This is a genomic window from Vibrio sp. 1F279, from assembly GCF_041439815.1.
Taxonomy (GTDB): domain Bacteria; phylum Pseudomonadota; class Gammaproteobacteria; order Enterobacterales; family Vibrionaceae; genus Vibrio; species Vibrio tasmaniensis_A.
Window position 1 is genome coordinate 20,664 of the sequence record NZ_JBGOOU010000038.1, and the last position, 24,835, is coordinate 45,498.

Genomic DNA, 24,835 nt, shown 5'->3' on the forward strand with positions numbered 1-24,835 from the left:
GGATTGTGTATGCCCGCAAGTTCAATGAAAAACAAAGGGGTGGTGGGGAAAGTCCTACTGCCTTCTTTACTCATAAATCTTCTCTCTCTCGCCGTTCCGTTAACGGTTTTACAAATTTACGATCGTATTTTACCTAACCAAAGTTACGGTACTGCCACTTTGTTGTTGGCGGGTGCAGCGTTGGCTGTTGCCATGGAAGCATTGATCCGGTTTGTGCGTACTTGGCTTTTGTCAGCCGCGGCCAGCAATACCGAGAAAGCGACCTATCAAACCTTGGTTGAAAGAGTAACAACGGCTTCATCAGGCCATCTCCGCCAAATTGGTGTTGGCGGCGTGGAAGAGGGGCTTGGTTCTGTATCCAAAGTCAAAGATTGGTATTCCGGTGGTGTGATTGCAGGCTTTATTGATTTGCCTTTTGCCTTGATCTTCTTGGGCTTGGTGGCTTACATCGGCGGTGAGCTGGTGGCGATACCTTTGGCAGTTTGGCTGATTACTCTCGGAATCGTTTGGTTATCTTCTATTCGCGTTAAAAGCTTAAGTGAAGAAGCTTCCCAAGATGAGCAGGAGCGAAAAGCGTTTTTGATTTTGCTAAGCCAAACCATTCAAGGAATCAAACGTCAGGCTGTTGAGTCTCGAATCTTTAATCAGTTTAAATCCCTCAATAATGTTCGCTCTCAGTCTAAATCGAGAGAAGAAGAACAGAACGCCTTCGCCCAAGAATGTATTCAGCTTGCTGCACTAGCCACGTCAGTTTTACTCGTGATCACTGGCAGCTTGTGGGTGTTGGATGGCCAGTTAACCACTGGTGGATTGGCGGCATGTTCTATCTTATCTGGCAGAGCGGTTGCGCCTTTGAGTGCTCTGGTTGGGGTTAGAATCAAGCTTAATTCAATACACAGTGCCAATCAGGCAATAGAAAAATTGAGTGATTTATCACTATCGGACTCTTCAGATTCTGAGCAAGTTGAGAACCACTTATCTGACTTTGAGACGTTGGAAATTAAGCAAGCGACCGTTGAAAGATACGGTGAACTCTCTCATGCAGATGTCGCACTGAATAAAGGTGAGTTGGTATTGTTAGAGAGTGAGGATCGCCACACTAACAGTCATTTATTGTCGTCGATTGCAGGTATTGATGATCTAAAAGCGGGGGAGTGCTTCATTAACGGAGCTGCCGTTTCAATCGCATCGGTAACCAACATTGCAGCCTACTGTGGCGTTAAAGGACAACTGGTGTCGGGGACCATTCTTGATAACTTGTGTGGCTTTGACCCTGAGAAAACGCAAAGTGCCAGTGACTATGCTAAGCGTTTGGGTTTAACCAAGGAAATCACTCGATTACCCGATGGACTAGAGACACAAATTGGCCATACGAGTGCTTCTTTGTTGAGTATGGGTAACGTGAAAATGCTCAATATCGCGGCTCAATTGGCAAGTGATAAACCCATAATCATGTTGGAAAGGCCGGATTCTTCACTTGATTTAGACGCCCTTGGGAATCTAGCTAAGGTGTTGGAAGAAGAAGTAACGGCAGGACGCACGATACTGATGGTGAGCTACCATTCGAAGCTTCGCGAATTTGCTAATCGAATCATTACAGTGGAAAGTCGAGCTATTACGGTCGACAGCGAGAGCAATCAGGAGGCCGTCGTATGAATCGTTTAGATATTGGTAACCCTTCAGGTACGAACAACCGTGCAGATACCAGCGGTCGACAAGAGGTGATGAATCATTTAGAAACCGAGAGCCTTTCCGTTCTTAAGCAGTTGGAAGTTAATGCTAATATCCAGTTGTTCGCACATCAATGGGTCGATGAAAATGGCATTGAATCAATCGACGATATGTTTGCCTTGTTCGACAGACTTGCACTGCCTTATCGCTTGGTTGCCAACCTAGATGAAGTTGGTGAACATAAATTGGTCTTACTGGTACTTGGTGAACATGAGCTGGTCTCTGGTCATTTAGAATCCAAGCAATTTGTTGCCTTTAATGCCAATGACGACATTACCGATGTCCCTCAGTTTTGTATTGTTATCGAAGGGCCACCACTAGAGAAGGCCTCTCCTGATTGGGTTGGCGAAAGGTTACATGCGTTTCGTCCCATCATTCCTAAATTGTTGTTGGTCAGCTTTATCACTAACTTATTTGCGCTTGCTGTTCCCTTCATCACGATGTCGATTTATGACCATGTGATTGGTGGTGATGCAGGGCATGAGTTGCAAGGTATCGCCATTGGCGCGGCGTTGTTGTTTGTGATGATGGGTTGGTTGAGAACATTACGTAGCCGAGTGTTTGCTTCAGTTTCCAACCGAGTAAGTCGTGAGATTTCTCAATCCCTCGTGCAGCGTCTGCTTCGTAATAGCTATGCTCAAAATCAGCAAACAGCTTCTTCTAGTCAGCAAAACCAAGTGATGTTGTCAGAGCGTATTTCAGGTGTGCTATCGGGGCCATTAGGAAATGCGTTATTTGACTTACCATTCATTCTTATTTTTGTACTTGCGATAGGTGTTTTAGGCGGATGGTTGGTACTGGTTCCAGTCGTCTCTTTAATCCTTTATTACTTGCTAGCAAAACGCTCGATACGCTCTAGCAGCAAGCGCTCTATGCAATCGACAGTGGCAGGTACCAATCGTCAAAACATGACTAATGAGCTGTCATCCAAGCTTGCCTTTATTCGCAGTGCTGGATTCTCAGAGCACTGGATTCAACGTTTCAAAAAGGCCAATCTTCTTGCTTCAACAGTGACCTTTAATCAATCGGTTCTCCAGAGCCGGTACACCTCGATTTACTATTTCATTGGTGTGGGGTCGACACTCGCCGTGATGGGGTTAGGTATAGGACTTATTTTTGAACAAGTGATGACCCCTGGTGGTTTGATTGCTTCAATGATGTTGATATCTAAGGTGACGGGTCCTGCTCAGGTGTTGGCAAACAGTGCGATGCGTTTTAATAGTTTTAATCAATCCAAGCTGCAAGTGAACCGTATTTTGTCTCAGCCGTCTGAGCGTGAATTCAGTTACCAGCATCACCCGTTACCTGTGGTAGCGCCTAATTTGAAATTAGACCAAGTGACACTGCGCTATCCCAAACAGAGTCGCCCGGCCTTGAATGGTGTGAGTTTTGATATTGAAGCCGGTGAAATTGTCGCGATTACCGGCCCTTCTGGGAGCGGTAAATCAACATTAATTGAAGTGCTGTCTGGCTTGCAGCCTATCCAAAACGGCATGGTCGAGCTTGAAGGCGTTAACCTCGTTCAATACGACCCGCAGCTCTATCGCCACTGGTGTTTCATTCGAGCGGCATATCCTGATTTGCTTACGCTGAGTATTCGAGAGTGGCTAAACGACGGTCACAAAGTCGAAGATCAGAAAATGATCTCTGCAATTGAAATGGTGGGCGGAAAGCGTTGGTTCGAGACATTATCAGGTGGGCTCGATACTTCCATCAGCAGTATTCAGCCGGACAGCCTTTTTGACATGTTGTCTGGCAGCGTCGCGCAGATCCTCATTGACGCGAAAGCGCTGGTTTATGACTACCCAATGTTCTTAATGGATAATCCTGTGCCTGATGCTCACCCAAATGCTAAACGTATATTTGGTGAATTTGTGCAGTCGAAAAAAGGAAAAGCAACGGTGATTTACACGTCCCACGATCCGGATTTAATCAAGCTTGCCGATAAAGTGGTGGTATTAAATGAAGGTGCAGTGGTTTATGCCGGTCCATTAGAGCCGGAGCAGTCTTCGAAGCAGGAACAGCCTTCAGAGCCTCAAGCTTCTCAAGAACCGCAGTTATCTGAGCAACCGTTATCTCAAGAGCTACAGTCGTCAACTCAAGAGGCGTCTGCTCAACAAAATGCAGCCCAACAAGAACAATCAAAGTCTAAGCAAGGAGTCGCTAATGACTAAACAATCTATCGAGAAGGGCAAGCGCTACGGTGAACTTGTTGAATCACAAAATACGGCTCGTACATTGGCGCTGGCCACATGGTCGGTTGCCTTATGTGTTATTGCTTTTGCCACTTGGTCTGTCGTCACTCAAGTTGATGAAATCGCCAAAGCCAAAGGTGCTGTGATTCCAGAAGGCGAGAAGCAAGTATTACAAAGCGCGATTGGCGGGAAGTTAAAGCAAATTCTCGTTAAAGAAGGGCAGTTGGTTGAGAAAGGCCAGCCGCTTGTTGAGTTTGATGCCACTTTCCAGCGTACCGCCCTTGAAGAGCTAAAGTCTCAACAAGTGACGCTTCTAGCCAGTGTGGAACGTATGAATGCGCTGCTTGAGCAGCGTGAGCCTAACCTTGCTGAGTTTGAGGTCGATTACCCAGAGATCGTCAGCCAACAAAAAGCGCAGCTGAACGCGCAAAAAGCCCTCTACTTCCAAAAGCGTGTGGTGCTTGAGAAAGAGAGCGAGCAAATTGCAGAGCAGCTTCGTAGTGTAGAAAAGGCCTTGCCGAGTTATGAGAAAGAGTTAAATGCGACTAAGCAAGAGTTGAACATACTAGAAAAGGGTTATAAATCGGGCAACATTTCACGCTTACGTGTGCTTGAAATGCGACAAAAATTGGCCAGTATCGAACAGAAAATCGAAGAAGCTCGTGGTAAGAAGTCGGTATTGATTAGACAAGCTGACAGTAATGACCAAAAAATCATACAGCTTTTGGCGGAAGCGAAAGCTAAAGTGAGCGATGATCGTTCTAAAGCCGTCTCTGACTTGTCAGCCCTGAACGCCAGAGTACGTTCAAGCCAAGCGAAACTGACCAACACCATGTTAGTGTCGCCGCTACAAGGTTTGGTGCAAAGCCTGCCAAGTACACAGAACGGAGGTGTTATTCAGCCGGGAGGGACAGTGGTTGAAATTGTTCCTGTTGGTGGGAAAGCAGACTTTAAAGCGCGTTTGTCGCCAAGAGATATTGGTTTTGTGAGTGTAGGGCAGCCGACTCGTATCAAGATTGATGCGTTTGATTACAGCCGCTTTGGGGCGCTAAAAGGGGCGGTGGAGAGTATTTCACCGACCACAAGTCAAAGTGAACGCGGTGAAATCTATTATGAAGTCGTCGTCTCTGTGGATGTTCCTTATTTCCGTGATAATCCGGAGAGCTTTTCTATCTTGCCAGGTATGACGGGCGAGGTAGATATTACAACCGGTGAGAAGTCCGTTTTCCAATACCTGTGGAAGCCAATTTACACGAACGTGAGCGTCGCATTTGGTGAAAGGTAGCTACGTTAACTAGTCGATGAGAGTATACGAATAAGAAAATAGAAAAGTATAAAAGGGAGCACATCATGTGCTCCCTTTTTGATTGTCGTTTTTTCAAGTTTGTATGTTCTTTAGAGAGAAACAATCGGGAGCAATTAATGCTCCCGATTGTGTTTGCCTAGAGTTTAAGTGGTAAGTTACTAGCACTAGGCACTAGGCACTAAGCATTAGGCACCTTACACTTGAAGTTATGAGTTAGGATCTATGTCCGGTAACCCATCGATATCGTTGTGGTGGTGATCATCATCTTGGTTATGGTTGATGTTCGCGTCATGGTGTTCCAACGCGTCTGACATATCCAAGTGCGCTTGGTCATGTGTTGTTGTATCTTGTTGGTCGACTTGTGCAAGTACGATATCCATATCCGCAGGTTGATCGTGAACCGTTGTCGATGTCGCATCGGGTTTTATGCCCAATGCATCCAGATAAGCGGCTGCACCATGTTGGCTGGTTTTCTGATCGGGTTCTTGATGGGTCTGCTGGGTTAAATCCAGATTACTATCATCGCTTAGAGTGACCGTAAAGTCGGCTTGCGAAGCCATGTCTGGCTCGTCATGTTGAACAGGAGGCGGTGGCGGTGGAGCAGGGTGCGATGTATGGACTAAAGGAGTGATTGTCATATCAACCACTTCAGTTCCAACTGTCAGCTTTCCACTATTTCCTGGCCCATGACTGAGTATCTGGATGTTCACATGGGCGACCACTTCATCTTGATTTGACCCTTGCAATGCTACTTCAAATTTATCTTCATGTTGACCGATACCTGAAGCGCTGCCATGTGGGCCCGTGTGAACTTGGGCTTGCTCTTGATAATGTAAATGACCGGTCTGAGGATCAATAGTTAATGTCCCGTATTGGCCATGATGACTAGTGACGTACTGTCCGTTAGGTAAATGGATTCGCCAACCGCTTTGTGCTGTTGGTACCGGAGTTAACGATGGTAATAGTGGTGGAACCCCAAGCGTGCCAGATACTTGGTGGCTTCCCGATGGTGGTCTGACAATGATAGGTTCAGGAATAGCGCTTGCAGCGAAACCTTGGCTACCTGCGGTATTACCGTGTTCGTCAGTCATTGTTGCTTGTACATTAGAACCGGGATGAACTTCAATTTGTATTCCATGCTGCAGAGTATGAGCATCTAATACATGATCTTGTCCGTTAACGACAAGATGCTCTCCGATTTTGGCATCACCAGGAGGCGTAACGGTTGCAGTGATCGTGTTTGCTTGTCCTCGGGCGATTTCAGCTTTGCTGTATAAGTTGTCTGCCCCTGCGTTTTCAAAGGTAATCGTAGGAACGCTAACCTGTGTATCGACTTGGTAAGTAACATCTGCAGTGGCATGAGCGCTATTACCTGCGCTATCTGTTACCGCTACTGATGTCTCTATTTTTTGGTCAGCATCGGCAATGAGCTCACTGCCAGGTACGGCAATTGAATAGTGTCCTTTTGCATCGACCACGCCAGTATGCTGTGTCCCATTTACATCTAAAGTCACAATGTCACCTGCATTAAAATCGCCAGAAACGGATCCGGTGATGTCAATGGAGCTACTGGATTCTTGAGCATTAATCACATTGTCGGCGGTAATCGGGTCTGTTTGAATACCGACGTGTACTTGTGTATCTATATGGACGGAAAGAAGCGAAGAGGTAGCCGGTAGCACTGACGAAGGAGCCAACGCTTTGGCGGATAGATTATGATCGCCTTCCGATAAGCTGCTTACGGCAACACTATATTGGCCAGAGGCATCAGACACCGCGTGTCCAACGGGTGTGGAACCATCGTAAATAGTGACTTTCGAGAATGGAATATCAGTGTGTCCGGTAATCGTTGGCGTAGTGTCGTTGGTAAGGTTGTCAGTGTTCGACGAACCCGAGTCACTCGTTGATGCCAAATTCAATGTCACCGAGTTTGTTGGCGCTACGTTGGTGATCATTAGCAAGGTTGGTAGTGTCGTTGTAACCGTAGGTTGTTGAGGCACTGTGGTTGATATTACTAGGCCACCCGTTGGTGACATGGTGACATGTCCCGAGGCATCAAAGGTGATGAATTTCGAATCTTCAGTATGGCCGTCACTGACTTTTACTTCGAATACATCGACACCATGATAGGAGTTGGTGGCAGAGTTATAACTCATTCCTGTGATAGACGTATTTGGTGTGTAGATGTAGTCACCAGTGTCTGGGTCGACCGACAATGAACCGAATTGACCTGTTGAACTGACAATAGAGAAGGTATGAGTGTCATTAACGTCTACATCTGTCTCTGTTAATGTACCTGCTGTTGATGATGTTTGGTTAACGCCGAGAATCGGTGCGTCGTTGGTTCCGGTAATAGTGACCACGATGTCATGGTGCGTACCATCTGCAGATTGAACCGTAATGGTTTCAGTGTCTGTCTGACCTTGAGCAAGCTGTTGAACGACAGGGTGTTTGTTGTCAAGGTCGTAAGTCCAGTGACCATTACTATCAATGTGTGCATGCCCATAACCTTTACTTCCTACTATCCCAGCACCACCTTGAACGGCAATAAAGCCTGTAGTTCCATCTGGATCGCTAGATGTCAACGTACCTGACGCTTGAAGTGTTATGTCTTCTTGAACAACTCCTGTGGAATCTCCACCGAATGTTGCGGGGTCGGCGACATTAGCAATGTTAATGAATATAGATCCTTCTTTTGAATCAACGTGACCATCGTTTGCTGTAAATTGCACTGCACCTAACCCGCTGACACCAGAACTAAAATAGTTGTGAGTTGGGGTGAAGATGAGTGATGAAACGTCGGAGGCGCTGACATCATCGCCAACATTCACAGTTACGCCATTCAGAGTTAGCACGCCATGGGCGACATTGGTAATCGTGAGATGGTTTAACGCATCGCCATCAATATCAGAGTATTTAAAGTCAGCAGTGGTGAACGCATGAGGTTTATCTTCTAAAGAACTAATAAAACTCGATCCAACGATAGGTGCATCATTGACGGCATTAACATCCACTATCATCGTTGCACTTGCTGAATCTTGATGGCCATCATTTGCAGTAAATGTAAATTGCGCATAGTTTGCACCGTTTTCATTACTGATTGGCGTAAAGGTTAAATGACCTGCGTCTAAGTCTGCCTTACTGATTTGCTGGTTGGCGGTTACGGCATTACCGTTTAAGAGTAATAATCCATGACTCGGTATGCTGCTAATAGTCACGAACTGCAGGGCGTCACCATCTTGATCACTGTAACCAAATTCACTGGTTGTAAAGGTTCTGGTGATGTCTTCATTTGTAGAAACGGTTTGCGCTGTAACCGTTGGCGCATGTTGCAGGGGAGGGGTGACTTCAATAGAGAGAGAATTTTGAGAAGAGTCTCCTATTGGGTTACCGCCATCATCGCCGACGCGATAAACCATACTTGGCACTTTACCTGTAAAGCCAGCTTCCGGGGTGAAGGTATAATGACCATTCGCTTCGATCGCGAGTGTACCGATACCGGCCATAGTATGTGGTTGCCCCGGCCTTACCGCGACATAACCTGACACCGGGTCTTTTATTTGAATATCTTGCAACACCAGATGTGCGTTGGAATCGGTGTCTGTTGCTGCACCGCTCAATCCTTGATCCGTCCCAGAGCCAGTAAGTAGATTCCCTTCAACTGGACCACTATGTTGAACACCAGAATCACTGAGGCTGTGTAGAACAGGATCATCGGTGGTCCCATTAATCGTGACGGTTATTGAATGCTTGGTACCATCTTTTGATGTGACTTCAATGCTATCTGTGAGTGTTTGTCCATTGTCTAAGTCTTGAATCTGCGTACTCTTGTTGTCTGCTTTATAAACCCATGTCCCAGTACTAGTGATGTCGAAATGACCGTAGGTTCCATCCAGAGATATTTTCGGTTGCCCCTTAAGATATCTAATGCAGCTTCGCCATGACCATCAGCGTCAGATACAATCAGGTGCCCATGACAAGAAAGGGCATCTGGAATAGTTGCTGACCCCGTGATATGCGCGTTGTGGTGAATGTTTGTATCTTCTTTTATGCTGCTGGAGTCACCGGCAAATGTGGCGACATCATTAACAGCAGCAAGAGACGTGTTTGCGCCTGTATGAGTCGTTCCACCATGAGCATCTGTCACGTCATAAGTGAAGTGCACTTGGCCGTTGTAGTCTTTGGTTGGAGTAAAGGTATAAGTACCATCTTTGTTATCGACAACAGACCCGTGATCGACTAACAGATTCTCAATGGAAAGCTTACCTGCGTCATTGGCATCCACGTCGACAGTATTGGCTAATAAATCAGCTTTGGTGAAAGTAAGAGCTGTATCTTCTGTGCCTGTGGAAAGTGTTACTTCAGAACTGATATAAGGTCTATCATTATCACCATGAATGGTAATGACTATGTCTTGCGCAGTACCATCTTTAGAATAAATGGTAATCGTATCTGTTAATTCTTGCCCATCGCCTAATTGATCGATCTTTGTGGCTACGTTTTGTTGGTTACTACCAACGGTAACCTTATAATGCCAATTACCATCGGCATTTAGTATTAATTGACCATAAGTGCCATGGTAGGAGTAGCCTATGCCTTTTGTATCAAATTGTGCTTCGCCAGTGTCTGGGTCAATAATCTCTAACTTGCCATCAGTATATAAAGGGTCATTGGTTAATTTAGCCATCCCAAGCTGTGCGTAGTTTGGTGACCGATCATGATAGGTACCATGCCCTTCATCGACATCGCCAGTTGTCGTTCCAGTGATTACTGCTGTGTCACCAACCGCATCAATATGAAGAGTGTTAGTAGCCTCTTGTGAGTCATCATGCCCATCGTTAACAGTATATTTAAACTGAACATCGCCATTAAAATCTTGCGCAGGAACGAACTGAAGTTTACTGATGTCAGCTGTAGGGATGTGTTGCCCCGCTGTAACATCGTGTCCATCAAGCACAAATTTACCTTGGGTTGCTGGTGGTAGATCTGTGATTGCAACTGAATGTAGCGTATCGCCACTATCAACATCCGTAAATCCAAACTGACTCGCTTGCATTTGATAATGCGTGTCTTCAGTGCCGTTACTTAGCGCAACTTGGGTAACGGTTGGTGCGTCATTGGTGCCAACAACGTCTATGTGCAACTCGTATGTCGTTCCATCATAACTATGAACACGGTAGACAACGGTTTCAGTTTGTCCTTGAGCAAGGTGTTGCAAATTGGCATTATTAACGCTGTACCCCCAATTGCCCATGCTATCAATACGTAACATGCCACCAAACGGATCGTGAACTGCTGTTTCACCAAACTGGCTGTATTGGAATTTATTCTCCCCGCTATCTGGATCCACAACTTGTAGTCTTCCATTCGCGAGCTCAGTTGTAACCCCTGCATTGTGGCTGCTGTGTGAACCATCTTCAGTGACGTGGTCAGTTGTCACTTCTGAAATGATGGCGCCGTCTGGGGTAGCCGTGAGTGTGGTAGACGCCCCCGTATGAGTCGTTCCGCCATGCGCATCTGTGACGTCATAGCTAAAATGAACTTGGCCGTTATAGTCTTTGGTTGGGGTAAAAGTGTATGTTCCGTCTTGATTATCTTGAATAGAACCATGATCAGCGTGAAGATTCGCAACGGTGAGTTTGCCTAGGTCGTTGCTATCCACGTCTATAGTGTTTGCTAAGAGTTCGGTGGCCGTGATGGTTTGCGCGAGGTCTTCTTTACCGCTGTTGAGCTGCACTTCTGAAGAGCAGTATGGACGGTCGTTGTCGCCATGAATGGTGATAACAATATCATGAGTAGTACCGTCTTTACTTTGTATCGTTATCGTATCAGTGAGTGTCTCATTTGCACCAAGTTGATCAATCGTCGATCCTACATTTGTTGTTAATCCACCATTTACATCAGCAGTGCCGGTCGCAACACCATAAAACCATTTACCATCTGTATTAAGAATCAAATGGCCATATTTTCCATGATAGGTATAACCAATACCTTTAGAATCAAAACTATTCTCGCCGGTATCTGGATCGATGATTGTTAGTTGCCCCTCAACATGAATCATACTATTAGTTAAATGCGCCATACCTGACTGGGCAAAGTCTGGCGACATATCAGGGTTTCTGTTTTCATAAACATCGCCAGTATCCACACCTGATATAACGGCTTTATCTCCCACCGCATCAATATGAAGTGTGTTGGTAGCCTCTGCAGAGTCGGTATGCCCATCGTTAACAGTATATTTAAACTGAACATCGCCATTAAAATCTTGCGCAGGAACGAACTGAAGCTTACTGATGTCAGCTGTAGGGATGTGTTGTCCCGTTGTAACATCGTGTCCATCAAGCACAAACTTACCTTGTGTTACTGATGGTAGATCTGTGATTGCTATGGAATGTAACGTATCGCCTGTGTCGATATCACTGAATCCAAACTGACTAGATTGCATTTGGTAATGTGTATCTTCAGTGCCATGTGCAAGTGTCGTCGCAGTTATGGTCGGTTGATCATTGGTGCCTGTCACCGTTATTGTTATATCGTGAGCAGTGTGGTCTGCAGAATAAACACGATATACAACTTTTTCTACTTCACCTTCAGCTAATGATTGCAAGCGACTATTGGCTACTTCATATCCCCAAGCGCCACTTGGTGTAATGCGTAAAAAACCACCAAAGGGATCGTGAATCGCCTGTTCTCCTAATAACAGATTGACCTGAAAATGGTCTTGCCCTGCATCAGGATCTGTCACACTCAGCAAACCCGATGCAACGACAGGCTGTAATGAACTGTGACCCACATTATGATCTTCAATAATCGTTCCGGTATCACTACCGCTTATAACCGCTTTATCAGCAACTGCACTTAAACTGCTGGTAGCTCCAGTATGAGTGACACCGCCATGTGCATCTTTGACATCATAGGTGAAATGAACTTTACCGTTATAGTCTTTTTCTGGTGTGAAAGTGTATGTACCATTTTGGTTATCTAAAATCGAGCCGTGATCTGGATGAAGGTTTGCTACTGTAAGCAGTCCAGAGTCATTTTTATCGACATCTATTGAATTTTGTAACAGTTGTGCAGCTGTAATGGTTTGTCTCGTATCTTCAGTACCTGCGTTGAGTTGTACTTCTGAAGAGCAATAAGGCCTGTCGTTACTACCATTGATAGTGATGACTATATTATGTGGTGTTCCATCTTTTGTGTGAACGGTGATAGTGTCTGTGAGTGTTTCACCCTCACCTAATTTATCGATAGCGGAGCCTCTGGTTGTGGGCCTTCCACCAATGTGACTGAGACTTCCAGCATCGGCATAGTAATCCCAATCTCCATTTGGATTTAAAATTAAGTCACCATATGTACCGTGATAGTTATACCCCACATTATTATCAGCAAAGCCAGACTGACCAGAGTCAGGATCAATCACAGATAAGTGTCCATTAGCGTTTAGTGTACTAACTCGAAGTGTCGCCATACCCGATTGAGCATGATCTGGTGACATATTATCTCCAGCCGCTTTCTCAGTGACACTTGCAGTATCTACTCCACCTACCACAGCATTATCATTAGTGCCGTTCACTTTAATGGTGACTTGATGAGGTGTGCCATCGGCTGAATGAACGGTAATGGTATCAGTAGCGGTTGCGCCATTACCTAACGCTTGAACTGCTGGGTTAGTGTTATCTAAGTCGTAGGTCCAAGCGCCATTATCTGTTAGATGTAATGTACCTAAGGAGCCTTGGATATCAGTATTAGCAAAGTGTGCTTCACCGCTATCGGTATCAGTAATGGTTAATGTGCCAGTAGTTTGTAGTTGTGTCTCTTCTGTTACTGCGCCAGCACTTGTACCGCCAATTACAGCCGTATCATTGGTGCCATTTACTGTGATAGTCACTTGATGTGGCGTGCCATCAGCAGAATGAACAGTGATGGTATCGGTAGCGGTTGCTCCTTTGCCTAGCGCTTGAACGTTAGGGTTTGTATTGTCAAGAGCGTACGTCCAAGAACCAGAATCTGTCAGGTGCAGCGTCCCCATGTTGCCTACGATATCTGTGTTGGAGAAGTGTGCTTCGCCGGTATCTACGTCAGTGACAGTCAACGTACCAGAGGTTTGAAGTTGAGATTCTTCAGTCACTGCACCAGAGTTTGTACCGCCAAAGATGGCCTTGTCGTTAGTGCCATTAACCGTAATAGTAATTTGATGTGGTGTGCCGTCAGCAGAATGAACAGTAATGGTATCGGTAGCGGTTGTTCCTTTACCTAACGCTTGAACGGTTGGGTTGGTGTTATCTAAGTCGTAAGTCCATGTCCCCGAATTAGTGAGGTGTAAGGTGCCTAAAGTCCCAGCAATATCGGTATTGGAGAAGTGTGCTTGACCGGCATCAACATCAGTCACAGTCAGTGAGCCAGAGGTTTGAAGTTGAGATTCTTCGGTGACCGCGCCGGCACTTGTTCCGCTTATCACGGCTTTGTCATTGGTACCATTAATAGTGATTTTGATGGTCGAAGGTGTGCCATCAACAGACGATACAGTAAAGGTTTCTTCGACTTTGTCGCCAACGTTTAGTTGATTAAACGCGCTGTTGGCAGTGAATACCCAGTGGCCTGTGGCATCAATGGTGAGGTCGCCATTGGTGCCAGCAATGGAATCCGGAGTAAACGTGTTGTCTGGGTTGTCCACATCGGTGCTGGTTAGGGTTCCTGAGGTAGTTACTGCTTTGTCAGTCTCATCGATGGCAACGGTCGCGCTACTGACAGTTGCGGTGTCGTTAGTACCGTTAATTGTCACCTTGATAGTGGACGGTGTGCCATCAACAGACGACACCGTGAAGGTTTCTTCGACCTTATCGCCGACGTTTAATTGGTTAAACGCACCGTTCGCGGTGAACGCCCAATGACCATTAGCATCGATAGTCAGGTCACCGTTGGTGCCTGAAATAGAATCCGGCGTAAACGCATTGTCTGGGTTATCCACGTCAGTACTGGTTAGTGTGCCTGAGGTGGTTACCGCTTTGTCGGTTTCATAGATGGCAACGGTCGCACTGCTGACAGTAGCTGCGTCATTAGTGCCATTTACTGTGATAGTCACTTGATGCGGCGTGCCATCAGCAGAATGAACGGTGATGGTATCAGTAGCTGTCGAGCCCTTACCTAATGCTTGAACGGTCGGGTTAGTGTTATCAAGATCGTACGTCCAAGAACCAGTATCGGTCAGATGAAGCGTACCAAACGAGCCTGCAATATCGGTACTTCCTGTGGATGAAGTAGCGAAGTGCGCTTCACCGGTATCCACATCCGTAACAGTCAGTATGCCCGAGGTCTGAAGTTGGGACTCTTCGGTTACCGCGCCGGCACTGGTTCCACTTATCACGGCTTTATCATTGGTGCCGTTAACGGTAATTGCAATTTGATGAGGAGTGCCGTCGGCGGAGTGGATGGTTATGATGTCTGTTGTCGCAGAGCCTTGACCAAGAGCCTGAACTTGTGGATTTTTATTATCTAGATCGTAGGTCCAATCGCCATTGTCTTTAAGGTGTAAAGTACCCAGTGTCCCCTTGAGGTCGGAATTAGAAAAATGCGCCTCTTTTGAGTCGATATCGGTGATGTTGAGTTGGCCTGAAACCGTTAGGTCTTTATCTTCAGTAACTTGGCTTGAGCCATTACTTGTCCCGATAGCGAAAAACGAACTTGGTGAATTTGCTGTACTACTCGTGATTACCGCATGGTCGTTGGTGCCATTAATCGTAACCGTAACTTGATGTGCTGTGCCATCGGCAGAGTGAACAGTGACGATGTCTGTCGCAGTTGAACCTTGGCCAAGTCTTTGAACTACTGGGTTATTGTTGTCTAAATTGTATGTCCACGCACCGTCTTTGGTGATGCTTAGCGTACCGAAATTGCTAGTTACTTGTGATGCCTGGAAATGATCTTCTCCAAGATCTGAATCTGTTACCGAAAGCTGCCCTTGAACTTGTGTCGTTAAATCTTCAGTTAACGTGCCAGCATCCACACCCGTAATTACGGCATTGTCGTCGTTTCCGCCAATCGTCATATCGATCGTTTGCGGTGTGCCATCTTTGGTGTGAATTGTGAAGCTTTCGTGTAATGAGGTGGCTGCGGTTAACGCTTGAACATTCGAAAGAGAGTTATCAACTTGATACTGCCAATGCCCATCTGCGTCGATGGTTAATGAACCATATTTACCTGAGATAACTTCCGGTGTAACCGAACTTTCATTTTGGTCAGGGTCTATGACATCGATTTTGCCGTTCGCATGTAACAAGCCTTGTGAATCAATATTGTGATCTTCTGTGACAACGCCAGTTAAGTCTCCAGAAATACTTGGCGTGTCTTGCTTACCTGTTACTGGTATCTGGACAATGATGCTCGAGCCATTAGATAGATGTAACGCAAAATGGTCAGTACCTGGTTGGTGCTGATTTAACAGGATGTACTGAGGAGAATTTGGATTCAATACGAATGTGTATTGACCATTTGCATCAACATGAAGCTCTCCGTACGTACCTTTTATGACTTCTGGCATAAAGGTGACGGGTAAAGCGGGCGTCGTAGGCGCATTCGAATGAGTCGGCTGACCGTTACTTCCTGAGGAGATAGTCGGCATCGATACCGAAGGAATGTAATGGACTTGCGGGTGAGAAAGCGTCGATAAATGATGAGAAGGAACCAAGTGAGAGCTCGAACCATGGGCGGCATGACTTGCACTTAAGGTTGAGTTTACGTCGTTGTCACTCGTCTGAGCTTCTTGGAGAGCAACCGCTGATGAGTCCGCCTTGTTATGGTCATCGGTGACATCTTTTTCGGTCACGTTATTTGCGGTTACTTGATCTGCTGCGTCGCTGGAATTGTCTATACTTTCTGCAGCAGCGTGTTTAGCCAATGATGGCAAAATCATCATGAGTGACTGAAAAAGTGGGATATTCACTTTTAGATGTGAATGCAGTCTGCGCTTCTTTTTTTGTGTTGGTTTCTTTTGCTCTAGCTCGTTACTTTTCTTATTTTTGATTTCTGTATTTTTCTTGTTTGTTTCGACGTTTTTTTTGTTAGCCATTTTTATCATCCGTGAATCGTGGTTGCACTATCTTAAGTAAAATACACAGATAGAGGTTTCGCTAGCTAATTGGATAATTTTTAAAGAAAAAACTGCAAAGTCGAAGAATTATCTCATTTTGATGAAAGAGAGGATGAATACTTTTTCAACGGTCAGGTAAATATCGGCACAATGGCATTGACCTTACCCTAAGGGGAACGTTTATAGTTGCGTTGTAAATTCAAAGGTAAACTATGACAAACACATTCCGAAAAACTTGGATTATTGTTTTCAGCATCATTGCGATGTTGATGTCTAGCTATGCCTCAAGCTCCTCAGCCTTGATGACTGAAGTAATGATGATGGAAATGGGGTCGAGCAAGTCGGCTTGTTACCACAGCGATACTTCGGTTAATGATTCAATGGCAGGGTGTCATGTGATGAGTGAAGAAGTACACGCTGAAGACTCTAACATGAGTGCCCATGCTTTGATGGCTCAATTCGATATGTCTTCAATGAGCGAAGACGGCAGTCCGATGATGGGTAACCATTGTTCGAGTGCCGATTGCTGTGCCTCAATGTGTTCTGCAAGTCCCTATCCAATCCAGGCTGTTCAAGCCGTTGATCAACTTTCCTTTTCATTAGCTCGTTTTCAATCGGTCACGATTGGCCAGAAAGTCGCACGCGCTCAATCTTTGCTACGCCCACCTTCCGCATAAATCTATATCTAAAAATACAGCTCTATCAGTAAGATAAATCTGATAAGCCATTCTTTTTTATGCGCTAATTAGCGCTAGATATGGACATTCATTGTGAATATGAAACCAACAACCTCTGTGTTTGTCATGAACACGAGCTTAGTGGTTGCTGCTGCCTTGCCTATAGCCTTGTTTTCAAGTGCTACGCTCGCGGCTACCACGGCGTCAGCTTCAAATGCTCAACACATTTCAGCACATGACCAATCAAGCTCGACGCAGCAACTCAATACACTGATTGAGATTGCTTTAAGCGAAGATGGAAATCGCAAACAGTACTTTGCCCAGTCTCAAGCGATGCGAGAAACGGGCATTGCCAGCTCGACCTTAATGGACCCGAAATTGAAAGTTGGATTTGGGGGGTTGCCTGTCGATAGCTTTCAATTCGACGAAGATCCGATGACCAATATATCGGTAGGGCTGATGCAGCAGTTTGAGCGTGGCGATACGCTTAACCTCCAACAGAAAAAGGCAGGCCAACAGGCAGATGCTTTAGCTTTGCAGGTACAAGCAAGAGAATTGACGGTTGCAAATAGCATGACGCAGCTTTGGCTTGAGTTAGGTTATCAGCAAAAGGCTGAGTCGGTGATTCGTCAAAATCGTCGTTTGTTGGTTGAGCTTGAAAACTATGTACAAACCAATTACTCGATTGGTAAAAGTGAAGCGCAAGATCTGCTTAATGCTCAGCTTCAAGTGAGCAAGCTTGATGAGAAACTACAGGCAAACCAGCAGGTTCAGCGCCGTTTAATCTCTCAGCTTTCTGAATGGTTGGGTTCTGATTGGCTAGGCTCTCAGGTTCTTGATTCTCAGGGAACACTGAGTGCAACTAACCAAATCGATTGGTCGTTGTTGGAAAGCAAATTAGCGACCAATATCGATTCAACTAAGCACTACCAGCTACTGACTGACCATCCTTTGGTTAAGATCTCCGATGTCAGTATTTCCTCCAATCAAACTCAGGTTGAGTTAGCCGAGCAGGCTTATACCCCGCAGTTTGGGGTGGAAGTGATGTATGCACACCGTCAAGCCAATAACATGGCGGGTGAACCAGCTTCTGATCTTGTGAGTGCTTATCTGACAGTCGACATCCCGCTGTTTACAGGGAGCCGACAAGATAAAAACTTATCGGCTGCTCAGTATCAAGTTGGTGCGGCTAAATCTCAAAAAGACACCTTACTTTCCCAAATGAACGCGCAAGTGAACGCATTGCTGGTGGACAGATCAAATCTGATCCAGCGATTAGATCGCTATCAAACGTCCTTGCTTCCTCAAACCGCAGCACGAATCAGCGCGGTTGAGAGGGGCTATCAAAACAATACCGCTCAGTTTAACGATGTCATTTTAGCAACGACCGATGAGCTGGCGCTTAAGTTAGAGCAACAACGTTTGATCACCGATCTCAACATCGTTAACAGCAAACTGGCGGCGTTAGTCAGTGGCTTTGAATACCAAGTAAACCAACCACAACTCAACTCAAGCGCAACTAAACACACAGCCAATCAATAAGGGAATAGACAATGAGTACAGTAAAAGTAGCAACAATCGCTTTATTGGTCGGTGGTGCATTGGGTTTTGGTGTGAACCATTTTCTAATTAATCCAGCACACGACATGTCAGCAATGGCAACGAGTACAGATGCCGAAGTAAGTAAACAAACCAAGGATGAACCTTTGTATTGGGTGGCTCCGATGGACCCAAATTATCAGCGTGATAAGCCGGGCCAATCGCCAATGGGGATGGATCTTATCCCTGTGTATGCAGACGATGTGAACGGCGGAGCCAAAGATAAGCCCGGAACCGTGTTTATTGATTCTTCCGTGGAAAATAACCTTGGCGTTAAAACCGCACAAGTAACACGAGAAGCGCTATCACCGCGCATTGAAACGGTTGGCTACGTGGCATTTGATGAAAGTGCGCTATGGCAAACCAACGTGCGTGTTTCTGGTTGGGTTGAGAAGCTCTACATCAACGCAGTGGGTGAGAAGGTAAACAAAGGTGATGTGCTTTTCACACTCTATTCTCCAGAGATTGTTAAAGCACAAGAAGAGTTGATCAGTGCTTATAAAACGGGTCGTAAAGGTTTGATCAAGGGCTCGACTGAACGCTTGATTACCTTGGGTGTTGATAAGACGCAAATCCGCGCTATTACGCGACAAGGCAAAGCTTCGCAAACCATTGAAATTAAAGCACCAGCCGATGGTGTCATTGCAAGTCTGAATATCCGAGAAGGTGGTTACCTTTCACCTGCACAAGCGGTGATCAGTGCAGGCCCACTAGGCGAAGTATGGGTTGATGCTGAGGTGTTTGAGCGCCAAGCGCACTGGATCTCATCAGGCAGCAATGCGGTGATGACGCTAGATGCCATTCCCGGCAAAGAGTGGGTGGGTAATGTTGATTACGTTTACCCAATCCTTGACCCAAAAACTCGAACCTTGCGCGTTCGTTTGAAGTTCTCTAACCCGCGTGGCGAGCTTAAGCCGAACATGTTTGCCAATATTGCACTGAAACCGATCAGTGATGAATCTGTTCTTACTATCCCAAGATCGTCGGTGATTCATTCTGGCGGCATGACACGAGTAGTGCTGTATGAGGGTGATGGAAAATACCGTTCAGCGCGTATTGAGGTTGGTCGTGAAGCCGGCGAAAAAATAGAGGTGATTCAAGGGTTGCAGAAAGGTGAGGACATTGTCACTTCTGCACACTTCATGTTGGATTCTGAATCGAGTCAATCGGCTGATCTTTCACGCATTAATGGTGTTGAAGAAGAAGCCGAAACGGTGTGGGCGAACGGTGAAATTTCCGATGTTATGCAAGGCAGCCGCATGGTGACGATTAACCATCAACCCGTTCCAGAATGGGATTGGCCGGGCATGGTGATGAACTTTACCTTCGCTGAAGGCTTAGATATGAGAGACGTTAAGCGTGGTCAAGTTATTGATTTTGAGATGATCAAAACGGAATCAGGCCAGTATGAAGTCGTTGACTACAAGGTAAGCGAACATCAAATGGCGGGCGAAGTGTGGGTAAAGGGAGACATCACCATGCTGATGGCAGACTTCGGAATGGTCACGGTAAATCACAAGCCAGTGCCTGACTGGGATTGGAAGGCGGGTGAAATGAACTTCCAAGCAAGTGATGACCTTGATTTATCCGAGTTTACCGAGGGTCAAAGCATTCGGTTTCTAGTAGCGAAGCAAGGTTCTGATTATGTGCTCAAATCTCTCGAACCGACGAATAGCACGGGTGAGGGCACGTTATGATCAATGCAATCATTCGTTGGTCCATCAGTAACCGATTCTTGGTTCTGGTTGCCACGGTCGCTATCGTATTTGGTGGCTTATACAGTGTTAAAAATACACCTGTCGATGCCATTCCTGATTTGTCAGACGTTCAGGTGATCATCAAAACCAGTTATCCGGGGCAAGCGCCACAAGTGGTCGAAGATCAGGTGACTTATCCATTGACCACCGCCATGTTAGCCGTACCAGGAGCTGAAACGGTTCGTGGTTACTCGTTTTTTGGTGATTCCTATGTCTATATCATCTTCAATGATGATACTGATATGTACTGGGCGCGTTCACGAGTGTTGGAGTACTTAAGCCAAGTTGCACCTAACTTGCCATCGAGTGCCAAGCCAACACTAGGGCCAGATGCAACCGGTGTGGGCTGGGTTTACAGCTACGTGTTGCAAGATAAAACCGGTCAGCACGACTTAGCGGAACTTCGTAGTTTGCAAGATTGGTTCTTGAAGTATGAGTTGCAAACCGTAGAAGGCGTGTCTGAAGTGGCGACCGTTGGCGGCATGGTGAAGCAGTATCAAGTACAGATTGATCCGGCCAAGTTACGTGCATATGACCTGACGCTTCAGCAAGTCAACAAGGCAATCCAAGATGGTAATCAAGAAACCGGTGCATCTGTTGTCGAGATTGCCGAAGCCGAGCACATGGTTCGTACGACGGGTTACCTGACAAGCATCGAAGACATTCAATCTCTGCCGTTAAAAGTGACAGACAAAGGTACACCGCTACTATTAGGTGACATTGCTGACATTAACCTCGGCCCGCAAATGCGTCGTGGTATCTCGGAACTCAATGGTGAAGGAGAAGCGGTTGGCGGCGTTATCGTGATGCGCTTTGGTGAAAATGCCAGCGAAGTGATCGACTCGGTGAAATCCAAACTCGCTGAACTGCAAGCTGGCTTACCTGATGGTGTCGAGATTGTCGCAACTTATGACCGTTCTACTTTGATTGATTCAGCCGTTGAAAACCTTTGGAAGAAGCTGGCTGAAGAGTTCATCGTGGTCGCCGTCGTGTGTGCGCTGTTCTTGTTCCATATCCGATCATCACTGGTTATCGCGCTAAGTCTGCCTGTCGGTATCTTAGGCGCATTCATCGTTATGCATTGGCAGGGTATTAACGCCAACATTATGTCTCTTGGCGGGATCGCGATTGCGATTGGCGCCATGGTGGATGGTGCCATCGTGATGATTGAGAACGTTCATAAACACATTGAACGGACTCCGCTCACTGACAAAAACCGTTGGCAGGTGATTGGTAAGGCAGCTGAAGAAGTTGGCGCACCGCTGTTCTTCTCTCTGATTATCATTACCTTGAGCTTTGTGCCTGTGTTCGCGCTAGAAGGGCAAGAGGGCAAGATGTTCTCGCCACTTGCGTTTACCAAGACGTATGCGATGGCTACAGCAGCCGGTTTGGCAATCACGCTGGTGCCTGTGTTAATGGGTTATTTCATTCGCGGTAACGTGCTACCTGAACATAAAAACCCAGTAAACCGTAGCCTAGTGGCGATGTATAAACCGCTTCTAAACCTCAGCCTAAAATATCCCAAGGTGATGATTGTTATCGCACTTGGCTTAATGGCGTCTGCTTATTACCCAACCAGTAAGCTTGGTAGTGAATTCATCCCTCCTTTGGACGAAGGGGATTTGATGTACATGCCAACCACGTATCCGGGTATCTCAATAGGTAAGGCTCGAGAGTTGTTGCAACAAACCAACAAGCTCATCAAAACCATTCCAGAAGTCGAAACCACGTGGGGCAAAATTGGTCGAGCAGAGACGGCAACCGATCCTGCACCGTTAACCATGATTGAAACCGTGATTCAGCTTAAACCGCGAGACGAGTGGCGTGACGGCGTCACCACTGAGTCTCTGCGTAAAGAGTTTGATGATCTGATTCAATTCCCAGGTTTAACCAATGCGTGGGTTATGCCAATCAAAACCCGTATCGACATGTTAGCGACCGGAATCAAAACCCCAATCGGCATCAAAATCGCAGGCCCAGATCTGAGCGTGATTGAGGATATTGGCTCTCAACTTGAACCCATCCTCAATAGCGTGAGTGGTACGGCTTCTGTCTACGCTGAGCGTGTTGCGGGTGGTCGTTATGTGACGATAGACATTAAACGTCGCTCAGCTGCGCGATATGGCTTGAGCATTAAAGAAGTGCAACAGGTTATTTCGACTGCGGTTGGCGGCATGAACGTGGGCGAAACCGTTGAGGGGCTAGAGCGTTACCCAATCAATGTTCGTTATCCACAAAGCTATCGTGATTCTGTCGTTAAGTTGCAGAACCTGCCGTTGGTGACACCAAATGGAGCGCGAATTGCTTTGTCTGATGTCGCAGATATTCGCTATGAAGATGGACCACCAATGATTAAGACGGAGAACGCGCGTCCTAATGGTTGGGTGTTCGTTGACATCGAAGGTCGCGACCTTGGCTCTTACGTGGCAGAGGCGCAAAAAGTCGTTACAGATCAAATCGTCTTACCTGCGGGTTATTCACTGGCGTGGTCTGGTCAATACGAATACATGGAGCGTGCGAAGGATCGTTTGAGTGTCGTTGTGCCAATCACCATCGCCATCATCATGTTGTTGCTCTACCTCAGCTTCCGCCGTGTTGGTGAGGTGATGATGATTATGCTGACATTGCCACTCGCGATGGTTGGTGGCCTATGGCTGATGCATGTCCTCAATTACAATTTCTCGATTGCGGTGGGTGTGGGCTTTATCGCCCTTGCCGGGGTAGCTGTTGAGATAGGCGTCATTATGTTGGTCTACCTAAACCAAGCATGGCACTACAAAAAATTGGATGCGGAGCAGAACCAGCAAGCACTTCAGAGTGAAGACTTAACGGATGCGATTCGTGAGGGCGCAGGACTGCGTGTTCGCCCAGTGATGATGACGGTACTTACTGTGATTATTGGCCTCATCCCAATTATGTATGGCGAGGGAACGGGCTCTGAAGTGATGCAGCGAATTGCTGCGCCGATGATAGGCGGAATGGCGTCTGCACTATTGCTTACCCTACTGGTGTTGCCTGCAATCTTTAAGCTCTGGAAACAGCGTGAGATTACGCATAGCCAAAACGAACCAAACAAATAACGTATTGATTATTAGCCCTTACTGACCAAAAACAGAGTGAGTAAGGGCGTACCACATGAACATGTGAAACTAACAAATAAATAACTGAATTAATCTAAGGAACGATCATGAAAAAGACACTTATTGCGATTGCACTGACGTTAACTACTGCAACGGCTTTTGCTGAAATGGACCATTCGATGATGAAGAGTGGAGAGATGGATCATTCAAAAATGGATCACAGCATGATGAAGGATGGAAAGATGGACCATTCGAAGATGATGAATATGGATGGAATGATGAATATGGAAGGCATGTCTGAAGTGGGTATGCCTGCGACAGGCGCAAAGCCGGATAAAGTGGTTCATGTTCTGTTAAGTGACGATATGAAAATCACCTTTAAGAACAAGGTTGATATTGAGCCGAACGACGTGGTGCAGTTCGTTGTTATGAACACGGGCAAGATTGATCACGAATTCTCGATTGGTTCTGCTTCAGAGCAGTTAGAGCACCGTGAAATGATGAAAAACATGGGTAATCACGCTCATGACTCGGGCAGCACAGTTACAGTTAAGCCGGGCAAAGCAAAGCAGATGCTTTGGCATTTCCACGGTGATAATCAAGTCGAATTTGCCTGCAATATTCCAGGACATGCGGAAGCGGGCATGGCGAAGTCGATAACGCTTTAGGCATTATCTAATAGAGCTAGAAATAGCTGCTAGAAAAGTACTAAAAACAGAAAGCTAAAAGATAAGTCTTAGTTCATCACGCTAGTTGAGACTTATCTTTCTTGGCCACTACTGTAATAGGATCGATGTTTCTAGTAGGTGGTGAGCTTCGCCACTGAGGTGTGGTAGCTCTGACATGATCTTCTTAAGCTTGTCGTCGATCGATTCCACTTCATTCAAAGAACGAAACGCAAGCACGGCCTGTTCTGGTTCGCTGCTCACATAACCTTTCAACGTATTAAGCTGAATTTTGTTCGCATTTTCGACTTTTGACAGTGCGACATTGATTGCTTCGATGTTTATTGTTAACTCATTGCTTTTAAACATTTTTAATTATTTTTGGTTGTTGCTAATGCGCGCACATTAACACAATGATTTTTGCAGATATTGACCAAGATTATTAAATTGGAACAATTTTGAAAATCGTTAAAAGCTAGACTGCAATATGTGATGGGAAAGGTTTAAGAAATTCGAAGCGATTTAAGGAGTTAATAGCGCTAGCGGCTCAATTAGCGTTGGTTGGTTAGACTTAACAAAATGGGTTTAAGCTATATGGATTAATGCTTATAGATTTAACGAGCGGAGAAGTTTTTTGAATAGGGTATCGCTGGAAGAAAACACGTAACGAAACATAAATAGGAATTGGAGCGTGCAGCGGGAATCGAACCCGCATCATCAGCTTGGAAGGCTGAGGTAA

11 protein-coding genes and 1 pseudogene are annotated in these 24,835 nt (G+C 45.9%); 8 read left to right on the plus strand and 4 right to left on the minus strand.

All coding sequences use genetic code 11. The features are described 5' to 3' along the window. Positions 1-9 precede the first annotated feature (9 nt). Genes ACED60_RS21375 through ACED60_RS21385 form a run of 3 tightly spaced genes read left to right on the plus strand, consistent with a single transcriptional unit; the run spans position 10 to position 5,211 of the window. Positions 10-1,656 carry an ABC transporter transmembrane domain-containing protein gene (locus ACED60_RS21375; protein WP_371728431.1) on the plus strand — a complete coding sequence of 549 codons (1,647 nt, stop codon included), beginning with the start codon at positions 10-12 and terminating at the stop codon, positions 1,654-1,656. Next, positions 1,653-3,905 carry a peptidase domain-containing ABC transporter gene (locus tag ACED60_RS21380; protein WP_371728432.1) on the plus strand — a complete coding sequence of 751 codons (2,253 nt, stop codon included), beginning with the start codon at positions 1,653-1,655 and terminating at the stop codon, positions 3,903-3,905. Before ACED60_RS21375 ends, ACED60_RS21380 begins: the two co-directional genes overlap by 4 nt. Beyond that, the gene (locus tag ACED60_RS21385; RefSeq protein WP_048614198.1) at positions 3,898-5,211 is read left to right on the plus strand and encodes an HlyD family type I secretion periplasmic adaptor subunit; all 1,314 of its coding nucleotides are present in this window, start codon (positions 3,898-3,900) and stop codon (positions 5,209-5,211) included. The genes ACED60_RS21380 and ACED60_RS21385 overlap by 8 nt, the downstream gene beginning before the upstream one ends. 227 nt (positions 5,212-5,438) lie before the next feature. On the opposite strand, the gene ACED60_RS21390 is transcribed toward ACED60_RS21385, so the two are convergent. From ACED60_RS21390 to ACED60_RS21400, 3 genes and pseudogenes are all read right to left on the minus strand, one after another. Beyond that, positions 5,439-8,852 (minus strand): VCBS domain-containing protein, encoded by a 3,414-nt coding sequence (locus ACED60_RS21390; protein WP_371728433.1) that lies wholly within the window; start codon positions 8,850-8,852, stop codon positions 5,439-5,441. Between the two features lie 135 nt (positions 8,853-8,987). Continuing rightward, positions 8,988-9,074: pseudogene (locus ACED60_RS21395) on the minus strand (VCBS domain-containing protein); the annotation flags it as partial. Continuing rightward, positions 9,038-16,297 carry a VCBS domain-containing protein gene (locus ACED60_RS21400; RefSeq protein ID WP_371728434.1) on the minus strand — a complete coding sequence of 2,420 codons (7,260 nt, stop codon included), beginning with the start codon at positions 16,295-16,297 and terminating at the stop codon, positions 9,038-9,040. The gene ACED60_RS21400 and the pseudogene ACED60_RS21395, both read right to left, overlap by 37 nt. Before the next feature lie 233 nt (positions 16,298-16,530). Here ACED60_RS21400 and ACED60_RS21405 point away from each other — a divergent pair, with 233 nt between their 5' ends. The 5 genes from ACED60_RS21405 (at position 16,531) to ACED60_RS21425 (ending at position 24,099) form a co-directional block, all read left to right on the plus strand. Continuing rightward, the gene (locus ACED60_RS21405) at positions 16,531-16,995 is read left to right on the plus strand and encodes a hypothetical protein (RefSeq protein WP_017059270.1); all 465 of its coding nucleotides are present in this window, start codon (positions 16,531-16,533) and stop codon (positions 16,993-16,995) included. Positions 16,996-17,094: 99 nt separating this feature from the next. After that, complete coding sequence (locus tag ACED60_RS21410; RefSeq protein ID WP_122046296.1) at positions 17,095-18,537, plus strand: TolC family protein; 1,443 nt, start codon at positions 17,095-17,097, stop codon at positions 18,535-18,537. Between the two features lie 11 nt (positions 18,538-18,548). Next, positions 18,549-20,291 carry an efflux RND transporter periplasmic adaptor subunit gene (locus tag ACED60_RS21415; RefSeq protein WP_371728435.1) on the plus strand — a complete coding sequence of 581 codons (1,743 nt, stop codon included), beginning with the start codon at positions 18,549-18,551 and terminating at the stop codon, positions 20,289-20,291. Beyond that, complete coding sequence (locus ACED60_RS21420) at positions 20,288-23,431, plus strand: efflux RND transporter permease subunit (protein WP_371728436.1); 3,144 nt, start codon at positions 20,288-20,290, stop codon at positions 23,429-23,431. The genes ACED60_RS21415 and ACED60_RS21420 overlap by 4 nt, the downstream gene beginning before the upstream one ends. A 107-nt stretch (positions 23,432-23,538) precedes the next feature. Then, positions 23,539-24,099, plus strand: coding sequence for a cupredoxin family protein (locus tag ACED60_RS21425; RefSeq protein ID WP_017102894.1), 561 nt, complete (start codon positions 23,539-23,541; stop codon positions 24,097-24,099). 108 nt (positions 24,100-24,207) lie between these two features. Here the strand turns inward: ACED60_RS21425 and ACED60_RS21430 are convergent, their stop codons facing one another. After that, complete coding sequence (locus ACED60_RS21430; protein WP_016788617.1) at positions 24,208-24,465, minus strand: hypothetical protein; 258 nt, start codon at positions 24,463-24,465, stop codon at positions 24,208-24,210. Between the last annotated feature and the right edge of the window lie 370 nt (positions 24,466-24,835).

Excerpts from the sequence above, each read along its gene's own strand:
- ACED60_RS21375 (WP_371728431.1), top strand. The coding sequence starts at position 10 with ATGCCCGCAAGTTCAATGAAAAACAAAGGGGTGGTGGGGAAAGTCCTA.
- ACED60_RS21380 (WP_371728432.1), top strand. The coding sequence starts at position 1,653 with ATGAATCGTTTAGATATTGGTAACCCTTCAGGTACGAACAACCGTGCA.
- ACED60_RS21385 (WP_048614198.1), top strand. The coding sequence starts at position 3,898 with ATGACTAAACAATCTATCGAGAAGGGCAAGCGCTACGGTGAACTTGTT.
- ACED60_RS21400 (WP_371728434.1), bottom strand. The coding sequence starts at position 16,297 with ATGGCTAACAAAAAAAACGTCGAAACAAACAAGAAAAATACAGAAATC.
- ACED60_RS21405 (WP_017059270.1), top strand. The coding sequence starts at position 16,531 with ATGACAAACACATTCCGAAAAACTTGGATTATTGTTTTCAGCATCATT.
- ACED60_RS21410 (WP_122046296.1), top strand. The coding sequence starts at position 17,095 with ATGAAACCAACAACCTCTGTGTTTGTCATGAACACGAGCTTAGTGGTT.
- ACED60_RS21415 (WP_371728435.1), top strand. The coding sequence starts at position 18,549 with ATGAGTACAGTAAAAGTAGCAACAATCGCTTTATTGGTCGGTGGTGCA.
- ACED60_RS21420 (WP_371728436.1), top strand. The coding sequence starts at position 20,288 with ATGATCAATGCAATCATTCGTTGGTCCATCAGTAACCGATTCTTGGTT.
- ACED60_RS21425 (WP_017102894.1), top strand. The coding sequence starts at position 23,539 with ATGAAAAAGACACTTATTGCGATTGCACTGACGTTAACTACTGCAACG.
- ACED60_RS21430 (WP_016788617.1), bottom strand. The coding sequence starts at position 24,465 with ATGTTTAAAAGCAATGAGTTAACAATAAACATCGAAGCAATCAATGTC.